11 protein-coding genes are annotated in these 13,045 nt (G+C 75.3%); 6 read left to right on the top strand and 5 right to left on the bottom strand.

Annotated elements, in window-relative coordinates:
* Positions 1–74 precede the first annotated feature (74 nt).
* Together RM780_RS09190 and RM780_RS09185 are read left to right on the top strand one after the other, a co-directional pair.
* The gene (locus RM780_RS09190; RefSeq protein WP_311630072.1) at positions 75–1,073 is read left to right on the top strand and encodes a ketopantoate reductase family protein; all 999 of its coding nucleotides are present in this window, start codon (positions 75–77) and stop codon (positions 1,071–1,073) included.
* A gap of 73 nt (positions 1,074–1,146) precedes the next feature.
* A complete protein-coding gene (locus RM780_RS09185; RefSeq protein WP_311630071.1) occupies positions 1,147–1,407 on the top strand; it encodes a DUF2277 domain-containing protein in 261 nt (86 codons plus the stop codon).
* On the opposite strand, the gene RM780_RS09180 is transcribed toward RM780_RS09185, so the two are convergent.
* Positions 1,380–1,919, bottom strand: a complete 540-nt coding sequence (locus tag RM780_RS09180) for a GNAT family N-acetyltransferase (protein ID WP_311630070.1) — start codon at positions 1,917–1,919, stop codon at positions 1,380–1,382. The genes RM780_RS09185 and RM780_RS09180 overlap by 28 nt on opposite strands.
* Positions 1,920–2,072: 153 nt before the next feature.
* Here RM780_RS09180 and RM780_RS09175 point away from each other — a divergent pair, with 153 nt between their 5' ends.
* Entirely contained in the window at positions 2,073–5,444 is a 3,372-nt protein-coding gene (locus RM780_RS09175) for an ATP-binding protein (RefSeq protein WP_311630069.1), read from the top strand.
* On the opposite strand, the gene RM780_RS09170 is transcribed toward RM780_RS09175, so the two are convergent.
* From RM780_RS09170 to RM780_RS09155, 4 genes are all read right to left on the bottom strand, one after another.
* Complete coding sequence (locus RM780_RS09170) at positions 5,429–6,316, bottom strand: ABC transporter permease (protein WP_311630068.1); 888 nt, start codon at positions 6,314–6,316, stop codon at positions 5,429–5,431. The two genes, RM780_RS09175 and RM780_RS09170, sit on opposite strands and share 16 nt — an antisense overlap.
* On the bottom strand, positions 6,313–7,314 hold the full coding sequence (locus RM780_RS09165; RefSeq protein ID WP_311630067.1) for an ATP-binding cassette domain-containing protein: 1,002 nt from the start codon (positions 7,312–7,314) through the stop codon (positions 6,313–6,315). Before RM780_RS09165 ends, RM780_RS09170 begins: the two co-directional genes overlap by 4 nt.
* Before the next feature lie 136 nt (positions 7,315–7,450).
* Positions 7,451–8,017, bottom strand: a complete 567-nt coding sequence (locus tag RM780_RS09160) for an NADPH-dependent FMN reductase (RefSeq protein ID WP_311630066.1) — start codon at positions 8,015–8,017, stop codon at positions 7,451–7,453.
* A 308-nt stretch (positions 8,018–8,325) separates the two neighbouring features.
* Complete coding sequence (locus RM780_RS09155; RefSeq protein WP_311630065.1) at positions 8,326–9,105, bottom strand: class I SAM-dependent methyltransferase; 780 nt, start codon at positions 9,103–9,105, stop codon at positions 8,326–8,328.
* A gap of 190 nt (positions 9,106–9,295) precedes the next feature.
* Between RM780_RS09155 and RM780_RS09150 the strand changes: the two genes are divergently transcribed.
* From RM780_RS09150 to RM780_RS09140, 3 genes are all read left to right on the top strand, one after another.
* Complete coding sequence (locus tag RM780_RS09150) at positions 9,296–11,548, top strand: heavy metal translocating P-type ATPase (RefSeq protein ID WP_311630064.1); 2,253 nt, start codon at positions 9,296–9,298, stop codon at positions 11,546–11,548.
* Positions 11,549–11,785: 237 nt separating this feature from the next.
* Positions 11,786–12,325 carry a tellurite resistance TerB family protein gene (locus RM780_RS09145; RefSeq protein WP_311630063.1) on the top strand — a complete coding sequence of 180 codons (540 nt, stop codon included), beginning with the start codon at positions 11,786–11,788 and terminating at the stop codon, positions 12,323–12,325.
* A 156-nt stretch (positions 12,326–12,481) separates the two neighbouring features.
* Entirely contained in the window at positions 12,482–13,033 is a 552-nt protein-coding gene (locus RM780_RS09140; protein WP_311630062.1) for an SgcJ/EcaC family oxidoreductase, read from the top strand.
* The last annotated feature ends 12 nt before the right edge of the window (positions 13,034–13,045 follow it).

The raw sequence follows: 13,045 nt of genomic DNA, 5'->3' as shown, positions 1-13,045 counted from the left end.
ACGGGAATCGCGCCGCCCCGGGAATCCGCGTCCCGCCAGGGCCGGACGGGTGAGGTCCGGGCGACAATGGCCCCATGCGTTACATCATCATCGGCGCGGGAGCGGTCGGCGGGGCGATCGGCGGGCGGCTGCACGCGGCCGGACACGACGTGGTGCTGGTGGCGCGCGGGGCGCACGCCGCCGCGGTGCGCGAGGAGGGCCTGCGTCTGCGGACCCCGGACGAGTCGCTGACGCTGCGGGGCATCCCCGTCGCGGAGGGCCCCGAAGCGGTTCAGCTGCGCCGCGACGACGTGCTGCTGCTCGCGGTCAAGACGCAGGACTCGGTGGCGGCGCTGGACGCGTGGGCGGGGCGGCCCGTGGCGCGCGGCGGGACGGCCGGGGAGGTGCTGCCGGTGTTCTGCGCGCAGAACGGGGTGGCCAACGAGGAGCTGGCCCTGCGCCGCTTCCGGCAGGTGTACGGCATGTGCGTGTGGCTGCCCGCCCAGTACCTGGAGCCGGGGGTGATCACGGCCGGCGGCTCGCCGCTGACCGGCATGCTGATCACCGGCGGGTACCCCGGCGGCTCGGACACCACGGCGCGGCGGGTGGCGGCGGACCTGGAGAAGTCGCAGTTCCTGGCCCCGGTGACCCGCGAGGTGATGCGCTGGAAGTACGCCAAGCTGCTGACGAACCTGGTCAACGCCCTGGAGGCGCTGTGCGGCCCGGTGCGCGGCGAGCCGCTGGCCGGGGTCGGGGCGCGCGCCCGGGAGGAGGGCGTCGCGGCGCTGGCGGCGGCCGGCATCCCGCACGCGACGCCGGAGGAGGAGGCCGAGCTGCGCGGGGACCGGGTGCGGCTGCTGCCCGTGGCGGGCGTGGAGCGCGGCGGCGGCTCCTCCTGGCAGAGCCTGCGCCGCGGCGCGGGCTCCATCGAGGCGGACTACCTCAACGGCGAGATCGTCCTCCTCGGCCGCAGGCACGGCGTTCCCACCCCGGTCAACGAGCTGCTCCAGCGCCACGCCAACGACTTCGCCCACCGCGGCCGCCCCCCGGGCTCCCTCCCCGTGGCGGAGCTCCTGGGCGCGCTGAACCCCTGAGGCACGGTCCCGGCTGCCCCGCCCGCCCCGGAAACCCCGGCCGGAACCGCGGGCGGCGCGGGACACTGGGGGTATGTGCCGATCGATCAAGACGCTGCGCGCGCCCGTCACACCCGAGGTCACGGATGCGGATATCCGGGCGGCGGCCCTTCAGTACGTCCGGAAGGTCAGCGGGTTCCGGGCACCCGCGGCCCACAACCGGGAGGTGTTCGACGAGGCGGTGGAGGCCGTCGCGGCGGCCACCCAGCACCTGCTGGACCACCTCCAGGTCCGGGGCGGCGGCGGGCAGGCCCGGGGCGGGGCGGCTCAGAGCTCGTCGAACGGCGCGGCGTAGCGGAACGGGCCGCGCGCCGCCGGGTCGTACGCGCTCAGCGGGCGCGCCTGGAAGTAGTCCCCCCACGCCGGGTCGGGCGACTCGACGCCGTGCGCCGCGGCCGGGCGGAAGCCGAAGCGGCCGTAGAAGCGGGGCTCGCCGAGCAGCACGACCAGCGGCTCCCCCAGCGCGTCGGCCGCGCCGAGCACCGCGTGCATCAGCGCCTGCCCCACCCCACGCCCCTGGCGGTCCGGGGCGACGCTGATCGGGCCCAGGCCCAGGGCGGGCGCTGACCCGGCGGTGCCCCGGGTGCAGACGACGTGGCCGACGACCGCGCCCCCGCCGTCCGGGCCGGGGTCCACATCCGGGTCCACGGCGACCAGGGAGAGGGCGGGCAGCCAGCCCTCGCAGGCGCGCAGGGCGGCCAGCAGGCCGGGCTCCACGGGCTCGCCGCCGCCCGGCCGGGCGAAGGCCGCCGCGGTGACGGCCTGGACCCGGGGTACGTCGGCGCCGGTCTCACGTCGGATGATCATCTGCCCAGTCTCGGCGCGGCCCTTGAGGCCCGCAACGCGATAACGACCGGCCCGGAGCGGCTCCCGGCGCTGTGTCATCCTCGTACCACACCCACCCCAACGGCAGACCCAAGCAGACCCAAGCAGACCCAGCGGAAGAAGCAGAAGGCACAGGTGTTCGAGGACCTGATCGGGCGGGATCACGCCGCCGGCGTCCTGCGCGCCGAGATCGAACGCGCCGTGGCCAGCCACGGCGGCCTGGTGCTGATCGCGGGCGAGCCGGGGATCGGGAAGACGACGCTGGTCACCCGCGCGGCCGGGGAGGCCGCCGGCCGGGGCGCGCTGGTGGTGGGCGGCACCTGCTGGGACACGGGCGAGGCGGGCAACGCCCCCGGGTACTGGCCGTGGGTACAGGTGCTGCGGGCGCTGCGCCGCTCGGCCACGGACGAGGAGTGGGCCGCGGCCCTGGGGGAGCCCTCCGGCGCCCCGGGGGCCGGGCGCGCGGCGGCGGGCGGCGAACTGGCCGCCCTGCTCGGCGAGGCGGGCGCGGAGCGGGCCGGGGCGCCCGAGGAGGACGACGGCGGCTTCGAGCTGTACGACGCGGTGACCAGCGCGCTGGTGGCCGTCTCGCAGCGGCGGCCGGTGATGGTCGTCCTGGACGACCTGCACTGGGCGGACCCGGCCAGCCTGCGGATGCTGCGGTTCGTGGCCCGGCACACCTGGTTCGAGCGGCTGCTGCTGGTGGGGACCTACCGCGACGCCGAGGTCGAGACGGACGGGCACCCGCTGCGCCCGCTGATGATGCCGCTGGTCGCCAAGGCCACCACGCTCACCCTCACCGGCCTGGACCGGGGGGAGGTGGGCGCGCTGATCGAGCGGACGGCGGGCCGCGCGCCGGACGCGGGCCTGCTGGCCGAGGTGCACCGGCGCACCGGCGGCAACCCCTTCTTCGTGGAGCAGACGGCGCGGCTGTGGCACGGCGGGGGCGCGCCCGGCGCGATCCCGCCGGGCGTGCGGGACGCGGTGCGCCGGCGGCTGGCGCTGCTGCCGGAGCGCGTGGTGCGGCTGCTGACGGAGGCGGCCGTGCTGGGGCGGGAGTTCCACCGGCGGGTGCTCAGCGCGGCGGTGGGCGTGCCGCCCGCGGAGGCCGACCGGCTGCTGGAGGGGGCGGTGGCGGCCCGGCTGGTCCTCCAGCGCGGCGGCGGGCGCTTCGCGTTCGCCCACGACCTGGTGCGCGAGACGCTGTACGACGGGCTTCCGCCGGAGGAACGCCGGCGGCTGCACGCCGCCGTCCTGCGCGGCGTGGAGGGCGGAAACGAGGAGGGGCACGAGCGGCGCGCGGGCCACGGCGCGGGCGGCTCCGAGGAGGACGGGCGGCTGCCCCCGGCCGAACTGGCGCGGCACGCGCACCTGGCGGGTGAGGCCGTGGAGCCGGGGCGCGCGGTGGACCTGCTGCGGGCGGCGGCCTCGAACGCCAGCGGCAGGCTCGCGTTCGAGGAGGCGGTCGGGCACCTGCGGCGGGCCTACGAGCTGGCCGCGCGGGTGGACGACCGCCGCCGGGTGGTCGTCGGCCTCGACTACGCGAGCGAGCTGGCCCTCACCGGCGGGCCCCGGGCCGGGGCGCGGCTCCTGCGGGAGGTGGCGGCCCTCGCGCGGGCCTCGCAGGACCCGCAGCTGCTGGCCCGCGTGGCGCTCTCGCTGCACCGGCCCGCGGCGCCGCTGATGCGCCGCCACCTGGGGACGCTGCCGGCCGAGCTGCTCGCGGAGGCGCACCACCGGCTCGGGGCGGGACCCGCCGACGACGGCGCCCCGCCGCCGGTGGACCCCGGGGACCGGGAGGCGCTGGACCGGCTCGCCCGCGAACTGGCCGTGCGCACCGCCGTGCTGGCCCGCCGCGGGCAGGACGACGACGCCCTGGCGTTCAGCCTGTGGGCCCGGCACGACGTGCTGTGGGGGCCGGGCACGGCCGCCGAGCGCGAGGCCCTGACGGACGAGCTGCTCACTCTGGCCCAGCGCGCGGCCGACCCGGACCTGGAACACTTCGCGGCCTCGCTGCGCTGGGTGGCGCTGATCGAGCAGGGGGACCCGCGCTACCTGCGGCAGCTGGCCGAGTTCACCGAGGGCGTCGAGCGCTCCGGGCTGCCGCGCTACCAGCTGTCCTCGGCCGTGGACGAGTGCATCGTGGCCATCGCCCAGGGGCGCTTCGGCGACGCGGCGGAGCGGCTGGCGTTCCTGGAGGGGATGAACCAGGAGCACGAACACGACCAGTACTGGGACGAGTTCGCCCACCACCTGCGCTGGTCGCTGCTGCTCGCGCGGGGCCGCTTCGCCGAGGTGGACGCCCTCCAGCGGTCGCTGCGCGGGCCGTTGCACCCCTACCCCGAGCTGCTGGAGGGCATCACGGCGGCGCAGCGCGGGGACGCCGCGGCGGTGCTGCGGGCGCTGGAGGCCGCCGCCGGGCGGCACTACCCCTCCCACGTGCAGTCGATGTGGCTGCGCTTCCAGGCCCAGGCCGCGGCGCTGACCGGCGACCGGGAGCTGGGCGCGCGGGCCCGGGAGGCCCTGGCGCCGCACGCCGACCAGTGGGCGGTGTCGATGTTCGGCTTCGAGATCAGCGGTCCGGTGGCGCTGTGGCTGGGGGCGCTGGACGCGGCGGAGGAGCGGTGGGACGCGGCCGTTGACGGCTTCACGCGAGCCGCGCGGTCGGCGGACCGGCTGCGGGCCCGCCCCTGGGCGGCCGAGGCCCGAGCCCGGCTGGCCGAGGCGCTGCTCTCCCGCGGCGCGCCCGGCGACGGGGAGGCCGCCGCGGTGCTGCTGGAGGAGGTGTCCGAGGAGGCGGAGCGGCTGGGCCTGGCCCACCTGACCGCCCGCCTGGAGGCCGCCCGCGCCCGAACGGCCGGGGGCGGAAGAAGCGTTGATCAGGGTGCCGGGGCCACGGCGGGAGAACGCCCGCGGCCGGCGCCCGGCGGGGAGGGCGCGCCGCCGGCCGGGGCCGGGGAGGCGGGCGGGGAGTTCCGCTTCGACGGCGCCGTGTGGACGCTGTCCTACGCGGGCCGGACCGTGCACATGCCCGACGCCAAGGGCCTGCGGGACCTGCGGGAGCTGATCGCGAATCCGGGGACGGAGATCCCGGCGGCGCGGCTGCTCAGCCCCGGCGCCGGGGAGGCCGCCCGCCCGGCGGGGAGCGACCCGGTGCTGGACGAGGAGGCCAAGGCCAGGTACCGGCGGCACCTGACCGCGCTGGACGAGGAGATCGACCGGGCCGCCGCCCTGGGGGACGACGAGCGGGCGGCCGGCCTGGACCGGGAGCGGGCCGCGCTGCTGGAGGAGCTGCGTGCCGCCGCCGGTCTGGCCGGCCGCACCCGGCGGCTGGGCGACGAGGCGGAGCGGGCCCGGAAGACGGTGACCGCCCGTATCCGGGACACCCTCCGCCGCCTGGGGGAACGCCACCCCGAACTCGCCGCCCACCTGCGGGAGTCCGTCACCACCGGGACCCTGTGCGCCTACCGGCCGGGCCCCGGCGAAGAGGCTCACTTCCGGTTGTAGATCCGCATCGTCAGGGTGCCGAAGACGGCGATCAGGACCGCGCCTGCCACCAGCGTCCAGACGATCTCGCCGCCGTCCGTGCGCCCGTCCATCATCGAGCGGGCCGCGGCCACCACGTGGGCGACGGGGTTGACGTCCACGAAGCCCTGGAGCCAGCCCGGCATGGTCTCCGGCTCGACCATGACGTTGCTCAGGAAGGTCATCGGGAAGAGGACCATCATGCTGACGCCCATCACCGACTTCTCCGTGCGCAGGAAGAGGCCGAACATCGTCCATATCCAGGAGAAGGCGAAAGAGAAGGCGACCAGCAGCAGGATCGCCCCGGCCACGCCCACGACGCCGCCGTCCGGCCGGTATCCCAGGATCAGGCCGACGGCCAGGATGACCACCGAGGCCACGGTGTACCGGAACATGTCGCCCAGCAGGTACCCCACCATGGCGGCCGGGCGCCAGATCGGGAGGGTCCGGAAGCGGTCGAAGACGCCCTTCTGGATGTCGTTGCTGACCGCGACGCCGGTGTACATCGTCGTCATGACGACGCTCATCACCATGATGCCGGGCAGCAGGTACTGGAGGTACTCCGTGGTCGACCCGGCCAGCGCCCCTCCGAAGAGGTAGGTGAACATCAGCGTCATCATGATCGGAAAGGCCGTCACGTCGAACAGCTGCTCGGGGACGTGCTTGATCTTCAGCATGGCCCGCCAGCCGAAGGTCACGGAGGCGGAGAGGGCGCTCGGGCGCCTGGGCCGCGCCCCCGGCGCGAGCACCGCCTCCAGGGTCTCGGCCGTCGGGACGTAGACGTCCTCGGGGGCGTCCTTGCCCTGGGCCTCCTTGGTGAGGGTCGTGCTCTCGGGGTTGGTCGCGGTGGTCATGCCAGGGCCTCCTGCTTCGCTTCGTTCGTGGCGGTCTTTTCGGTGAGGGCGAGGAAGACCTCGTCCAGGCTGGGCTGGCCCAGGGAGAAGTCGTCCACGGTGATCCCGGCCCTGGTCAGCTCGGCGAGGGCGCGGGAGGCCATCTCGGCCGGGCCGTCCTCGCTGCCGTCGGGCAGGAGCCGCGCGGTGAGCGCGACGGGCTCGGGGTCCAGTTGCACGTGGGTGCGGAAGACCTGGGCCAGCAGGTGCCGGGCGTCCTCGCGCCGGTGGGCGTCGCGCAGCCGGATGTGGACCGAGCCGGAGCCGACGGAGGACTTCAGCTGGCCGGGGGTGCCCTCGGCGATGACCTTGCCGGTGTCGATCACGGCGATCCGGCCGGCGAGCTGGTCGGCCTCCTCCAGGTACTGGGTGGTCAGCAGGACGGTGGTGCCCTGGGCGACCACGGCCCGCACGATGTCCCAGACCTGGTTCCGGCTGCGGGGGTCGAGCCCGGTGGTGGGCTCGTCCAGGAAGAGGAGGTCGGGGACGTTGAGGATGCTCGCGGCTATGTCGAGGCGGCGGCGCATGCCGCCCGAGTAGTTCTTCGCCTGGCGGTCGGCCGCCGCCGTGAGGCCGAAGGCCTCCAGCAGCTGCTCCGCCCTGGCCCGCGCGGCGGGTTTGCGGTGGCCGAGCAGCCGGGCGAGGAGGATGAGGTTCTCCGCGCCGGTGAGGTCCTCGTCCACCGAGGCGTACTGGCCGGTCAGGCTGACCCGGCTGCGGACGGCGTCGGCCTCCCGGACGATGTCGTGCCCGAAGACGCGGGCCTCGCCGCCGTCGGGGCGCAGCAGGGTCGCGAGCATCTTGACGGTGGTGGTCTTGCCCGCGCCGTTGGGGCCGAGCACGCCGTAGACGGTGCCGGCGGGGACGCGCAGGTCCACGCCGTCCACGGCGCGGTTCTCCCCGAAGACCTTGACGAGCCCGCTGGTCTCGATCGCCGGCTCGCCGATGCGCTCACTCATGTCGTTCCTTCCGTGCTGGGGTCTGGTGGTCGGTGCTGGGTCGGTACTGGGTCGGTGGCCGGTGGCGGCCGGATCGGCGCCGCCTCGCGGGCGGTCGAAGGGGTAGACCGGGGGCGCGCCCGGAACTCATCGGTGGTCATGCGATGTACGGCCTCCGGGCTCGGGCCTCGCGCAGGGCCAGGCCCCACCAGGCGAGTTCGTCGAGCATCGCGGTGGCGGCGCGCTGCTGCGGTTCGGTGCCCAGGCCGCCCTCGTCCAGCAGGTCCAGGGCGACGCCGTCCCGGACGGTGACGGTGTGCAGCTCGGTGAAGACGCAGCGCAGGGCCTCCACGGCGTGGATGCCGAGGGAGTGGCTGCCGTAGGAGACGAAGCCCACCGGCTTGGCGCGCCACTCGTCGTAGGCGTAGTCGATGGCCTGCTTCAGCGAGGCGGGGAAGCTGCGGTTGTACTCGGGGGTGACGACGACGTACGCCTCGGCGCGCTCCACGGCGCCGGAGAACCGCCGCATCTGGGGGGTGGCCCGGTCGGGGAAGCGGTCGGGGAAGGCGTAGTCCAGCAGGTCGAGGACATCGAGGTCGATGTCCTGGCGGCGCCGGGCGTGCTCCACGAACCACCCGGCGATGGCCTCGCCGGCCCGGCCCTGGCGGGTGCTCCCGATGATGACGGCAACGCGCAGCGGCCCGCTCCCCGTCTGTCCACCCACGGCGCCCGCCTCCCGTCTCGTTCCCTCGCTGCCTTCACCCGGTAGGCGCGAGACGGGGACTGGCACCCGCGAGACGGGATCCAGCGGGCCGCTGGATGCGCGCTGCCGCATCCAGCGGGAGGCCGGGGCGGGGTCCGGGCCCCGGGCAGGATGAGGCGGGCCGGGGCGGACGCGCGGGGGGCTCGGGCGGGAACGCGGCGGTGGCCCCGGGCGACGGAGCGGGCTCGGCCCGGCCCACCGCCCGAGGGGCGGCGAGCCCGGGCGGAGGCGGGGCTTCGGCGCCCGGTGGACGAGCCGCGGCCCGGGGGTCAGGCCGGGGTGAGGCGGATTTTGGACTGGCCGTGGGGGAGGGATTCCCAGTCGGTCATGAACGTGCCGTGGAGGCCGTGACGGTCGGCCGCCGTGAGGAGGGTCTCGGTGCGGTAGTAGAAGTCCTCGCGCAGGACGTGGTGTTCGCGGCCCTCGGTGCGGTCGAAGGTGAAGTCGAAGAAGCCGCCGGGGGCGAGGATGCGGCCGACGTGGGCGAAGCACTCCTCGATCACGTGCAGCGGCGAGTGCGAGAAGACGCTGTGGGCGTGGACCACGTCGAAGTGCCGGTCGGGCAGGAAGTCGAAGGTGAGGTCCCGGGTCAGCGTGAGGTGGGGAAGCTTGGCCTGGAGCCCGTAGGCGGTGAGGGTCCGCTTCGCGCTGATCAGGATGTCCGGGGAGATGTCGATGCCGTAGTAGTGGCAGGGCTCCAGGTAGTCGATGAAGCGCCAGCCGGCGCGGAGGTTGCCGCAGCCGATGTCCAGCAGGCGGTGCCCCGGCTCCAGGCCGTGGCCCTTGAGGTAGTCGAACTGCATCGCGCCCAGGGCGAGCCAGCGCTCCTGGCTGCGGCTGCCCACCGCGGCGGCCGGGTCCCGGGCGGTGTCCGAGGCCATCACCGCGCGGTAGTACGCCACGTGGTCGCGGTGCACCAGGCGCAGCCAGGCGTCGCGGGCGGTGCGGCGCAGGTGCGGTGCGACCTTGGCGGGATGGCGGGCGGCGTAGCGGATCTTGTGGATCAGGCTGGCCCGATTCACGGACAGTTTGCGGTGGTTGCTGTGCATGGGCGGCAGCCTGACGCACGGGCCCGGCCGTGCCCGGGAGGCGCGCAGCGGGGGCGGCCAAGGTCGCCACGCCCCGGTGACCGCCGCATCGCGCCGGTTGACGCGCCTTGCCGATCGATACCCCTAGGGGGTATACAGGAGGCGGAGGGCAATACCTCCCGCGGGTATCCTGGCCGCAAGGAGCTGAGAGATGACAGTCACCACATCCGCCCCAACCGAGGTCGAGCTGGCGATCGGCGGGATGACCTGCGCCTCCTGCGCCGCCCGGATCGAGAAGAAGCTCAACCGCATGGAGGGCGTCTCCGCCACGGTCAACTACGCCACCGAGAAGGCCCGGGTCTCCTTCGCCGAAGGTGTGACCGTGGACGACCTCGTCGCCACCGTCGAGGCCACCGGCTACACCGCCGCCCCGCCCGCTCCCCCGGCCGGGGACGGCGCGGAGGGCGCGGCGCGGGCCCCGGACGAGACGGAGGAGCTGCGCCACCGCCTGGCCGTCACCGTGGCCCTCGCCCTGCCCGTGATCGTGCTGGCCATGGTCCCGGCCTGGCAGTTCGACTCCTGGCAGTGGCTCTCCCTGACCCTGGCCGCGCCCGCCGTGATCTGGGGCGGCGCGCCCTTCCACCGGGCCGCCTGGACCAACGCCCGGCACGGCGCCGCCACCATGGACACCCTCGTCTCCATGGGCACCCTCGCCGCGCTGGCCTGGTCCGGCTGGGCGCTCTTCTTCGGCGACGCGGGCGTCCCCGGCATGACCCACCCCTTCGAGCTGACCATCGAGCGCAGCGGCGGCACCGACGCCATCTACCTGGAGGCCGCCGCCGGGGTCACGGCCTTCCTGCTGGCCGGCCGGTACTTCGAGGCCCGCGCCAAGCGGCGGGCCGGAGCCGCGCTGCGGGCCCTGCTGGAGCTGGGGGCCAAGGAGGTCACCGTCCTGCGCGACGGGCGCGAGGAGCGCGTGCCGATCGCCCGGCTGGCGGTCGGGGACCGCTTCCTGGTCCGCCCCGGCGAGAAGATCGCCACCGACGGCACCGTCGTCGAGGGCACCTCGGCCATAGACGCCTCGATGCTCACGGGCGAGTCGGTGCCCGTGGAGGTGGGGCCCGGCGACGCCGTCACCGGCGCCACGCTCAACGCCGGAGGCCGCCTGGTCGTGGAGGCCACCCGCGTCGGCGCCGACACCCAGCTGGCACGGATGGCGAAGCTGGTGGAGGACGCGCAGAGCGGCAAGGCCTCGGCGCAGCGCCTGGCCGACCGGATCTCGGCCGTCTTCGTGCCCGTGGTCATCGCGCTGGCGGTCGGCACGCTCGGCTTCTGGCTGGGCAACGGCGCGGGCCTGACCGCCGCCTTCACCGCGGGCGTCGCCGTGCTGATCATCGCCTGCCCGTGCGCCCTGGGCCTGGCCACCCCCACCGCCCTGCTGGTGGGCACCGGCCGCGGCGCGCAGCTGGGCATCCTGATCAAGGGCCCCGAGGTCCTGGAGAACACCCGCCGCGTGGACACCGTCGTCCTGGACAAGACCGGCACCGTGACCACCGGCCGGATGAGCCTGGTCGGCCTGGCCGTCGCGCCGGGCGAGGACGAGGAGGAGGCGCTGCGCCTGGCGGGCGCCCTGGAGCACGCCTCGGAGCACCCCATCGCGCGGGCCGTGGCCGAGGCCGCCGCCGAGCGGACGGGGCCGCTGCCGGCCCCGGAGGGCTTCGAGAACGTCCCGGGCCGGGGCGTGCAGGGCGTGGTGGAAGGGCACGCGGTGCTGGTGGGCCGCGAGCGGCTGCTCGCCGACTGGGCGCTGGAGCTGCCCGAGGAGCTGGCCGCGGCCAAGGCCGCCGCCGAGGAGGCCGGGCGGACGGCCGTGGCCGTCGCCTGGGACGGGCGGGCGCGGGCGGTCCTGGAGGTCGCCGACGCGGTGAAGGAGACCAGCGCCGAGGCGATCCGGCGGCTGCGCGACCTGGGCCTGACGCCGATCCTGCTCACCGGGGACAACGCCGCGGTGGCCCGCGCGGTGGCCGCCGAGGCGGGCATCGACCCGGAGCTGGTCATCGCCGAGGTGCTGCCCGAGGAGAAGGTCGACGCGGTCCGGCGGCTCCAGGCGGAGGGCCGCACGGTGGCCATGGTGGGCGACGGGGTCAACGACGCCGCCGCGCTGGCCACGGCGGACCTGGGCCTGGCCATGGGCACGGGCACGGACGCGGCGATCGAGGCCGGCGACCTGACGCTGGTGCGGGGGGACCTGCGGGCCGCGGCCGACGCCATCCGGCTCTCCCGGCGGACCCTGCGCACGATCCAGGGCAACCTCTTCTGGGCCTTCGGCTACAACGCCGCCGCGCTGCCGCTGGCCGCGGCGGGCCTGCTGAACCCGATGCTGGCGGGCGCGGCGATGGCGTTCTCCTCCGTCTCGGTGGTCGCCAACAGCCTCCGCCTGCGGACCTTCCGCTCCGCAGCCTGACGGCCGCCGCCGGCCCCGGCCCTCCGGCCGGGGCCGGCGGACGAGGGCAGAGGCGGGGGTGACGTAGCGCATCGGGGGCCTCCTGTCCGTGGGGTGTGCCACCATGGGCGATGACCGACAGTGACGATGCTGACACGCGCCACTGACAACGGACGGAACGGGCGGGGGGCCGGGGGCGTTCTCGGAGTGGTACGACGGGGAAGACGCGAAGCACGCGAAAGACGGAGGTTGGCGGACATGCCGATGTGGGACCGGATCAAGGACCAGGCCAAGGCGCGGGTGAGCCAGCGCTCGCCCGGCGGGAGCGGCACGAGCAGGAGCGGTGGCGCGAGCGGGGGCAAGGCGCAACTGGTGAGCGCCCTCAAGGCGCAGCTCGCCTCGGTGAAGACGGAGCTGAAGAGCGGCGCCTTCCGGGACGCCAGCATGGCGGTGTGCGCGCTGGTGGCCGCCGCCGACGGCACGGTCGACGCCGCCGAGCGGCAGCGCGTGGAGTCGCTGATCGTGGGGAACGAGGTGCTGCAGAACTTCCCGGCCGACTCCCTGCGGCAGATCTTCAATAAGCACGTGGACCAGCTGGTGTCGAACTTCTCCTACGGCAAGAACGCCGTGCTCCAGGAGGTCGCGAAGGTGCAGAAGAAGCCGACGGAGGCCCGCGCCGTGATCCAGACCGGCATCGTCATCGCCGGCGCGGACGGGTACTTCGCGCAGGCCGAGGCGCAGGTGCTGCGCGAGGTCTGCTTCGCCCTGGGGGTCCCGCCCGCCGAGTTCGAGCTCTGAGGCCCCGGGGCCGCGGCCCGCGCACGCCCCCAAAACGCCTTTGGTGAGGCGGAGTTGACCCTTCCGTTGACGGGTTGACAGATTTCTTGCCCGGGCCCGTCCCCGGCTTTGCCCGGGCTTGCGCCACGGTTGACCGGCGCGCAGGAGGGTTGCGGCATGCGCATTCACCTCAAGGGCCGCGGCCCCCGTGCCGCGGCGGCCCTCGCCGTCGCCGGCCTGCTGACCCTCGCCGCCTCCGCCGACGTCACCGCCGCCGGCGCGACCCCGGAGGCGGGGCCCGCCGCCGCCAGACCACAGGCTCAGGCGCACCGCGCCCCGACCAGAGCCGAGATACAGGCCCTCTTCGAGGACTGGAACGCGGCCCTGGCCACCGGGGACCCCGAGGCCGTCGCCGACCTCTACGCCCCGGACGCGGCGCTGGAGCCGACGCTCTCCAACGTCATCCGCACCGACCGCGCGGGCATCGTCGACTACTTCGAGCACTTCCTGGCCCAGTCCCCCAGCGGCGAGATCGACCAGTCCTACGTCGAGATCCTGGGCCACGACGCCGCCGTGGACTCCGGCGCGTACACCTTCCACCTCACCGACCCGGCCACCGGCCAGGCCCGGGACGTGGCGGCCCGCTACACGTTCGTCTACGAGCGCGACCGCCACACCGGCGAGTGGCTGATCGTGGACCACCACTCCTCGGCGATGCCCGAGGGCTGACCGGCCCGGAAA

It is taken from the genome of Streptomyces boetiae (genome assembly GCF_031845405.1).
Taxonomy (GTDB): domain Bacteria; phylum Actinomycetota; class Actinomycetes; order Streptomycetales; family Streptomycetaceae; genus Streptomyces; species Streptomyces boetiae.
The sequence above is the reverse complement of the archived record's forward strand: the minus strand, read 5'-3'. Positions and strand labels throughout refer to the sequence as shown.

Excerpts from the sequence above, each read along its gene's own strand:
- RM780_RS09190 (WP_311630072.1), top strand. The coding sequence starts at position 75 with ATGCGTTACATCATCATCGGCGCGGGAGCGGTCGGCGGGGCGATCGGC.
- RM780_RS09185 (WP_311630071.1), top strand. The coding sequence starts at position 1,147 with ATGTGCCGATCGATCAAGACGCTGCGCGCGCCCGTCACACCCGAGGTC.
- RM780_RS09180 (WP_311630070.1), bottom strand. The coding sequence starts at position 1,919 with ATGATCATCCGACGTGAGACCGGCGCCGACGTACCCCGGGTCCAGGCC.
- RM780_RS09170 (WP_311630068.1), bottom strand. The coding sequence starts at position 6,316 with ATGACCACCGCGACCAACCCCGAGAGCACGACCCTCACCAAGGAGGCC.
- RM780_RS09165 (WP_311630067.1), bottom strand. The coding sequence starts at position 7,314 with ATGAGTGAGCGCATCGGCGAGCCGGCGATCGAGACCAGCGGGCTCGTC.
- RM780_RS09155 (WP_311630065.1), bottom strand. The coding sequence starts at position 9,105 with ATGCACAGCAACCACCGCAAACTGTCCGTGAATCGGGCCAGCCTGATC.
- RM780_RS09150 (WP_311630064.1), top strand. The coding sequence starts at position 9,296 with ATGACAGTCACCACATCCGCCCCAACCGAGGTCGAGCTGGCGATCGGC.
- RM780_RS09145 (WP_311630063.1), top strand. The coding sequence starts at position 11,786 with ATGCCGATGTGGGACCGGATCAAGGACCAGGCCAAGGCGCGGGTGAGC.
- RM780_RS09140 (WP_311630062.1), top strand. The coding sequence starts at position 12,482 with ATGCGCATTCACCTCAAGGGCCGCGGCCCCCGTGCCGCGGCGGCCCTC.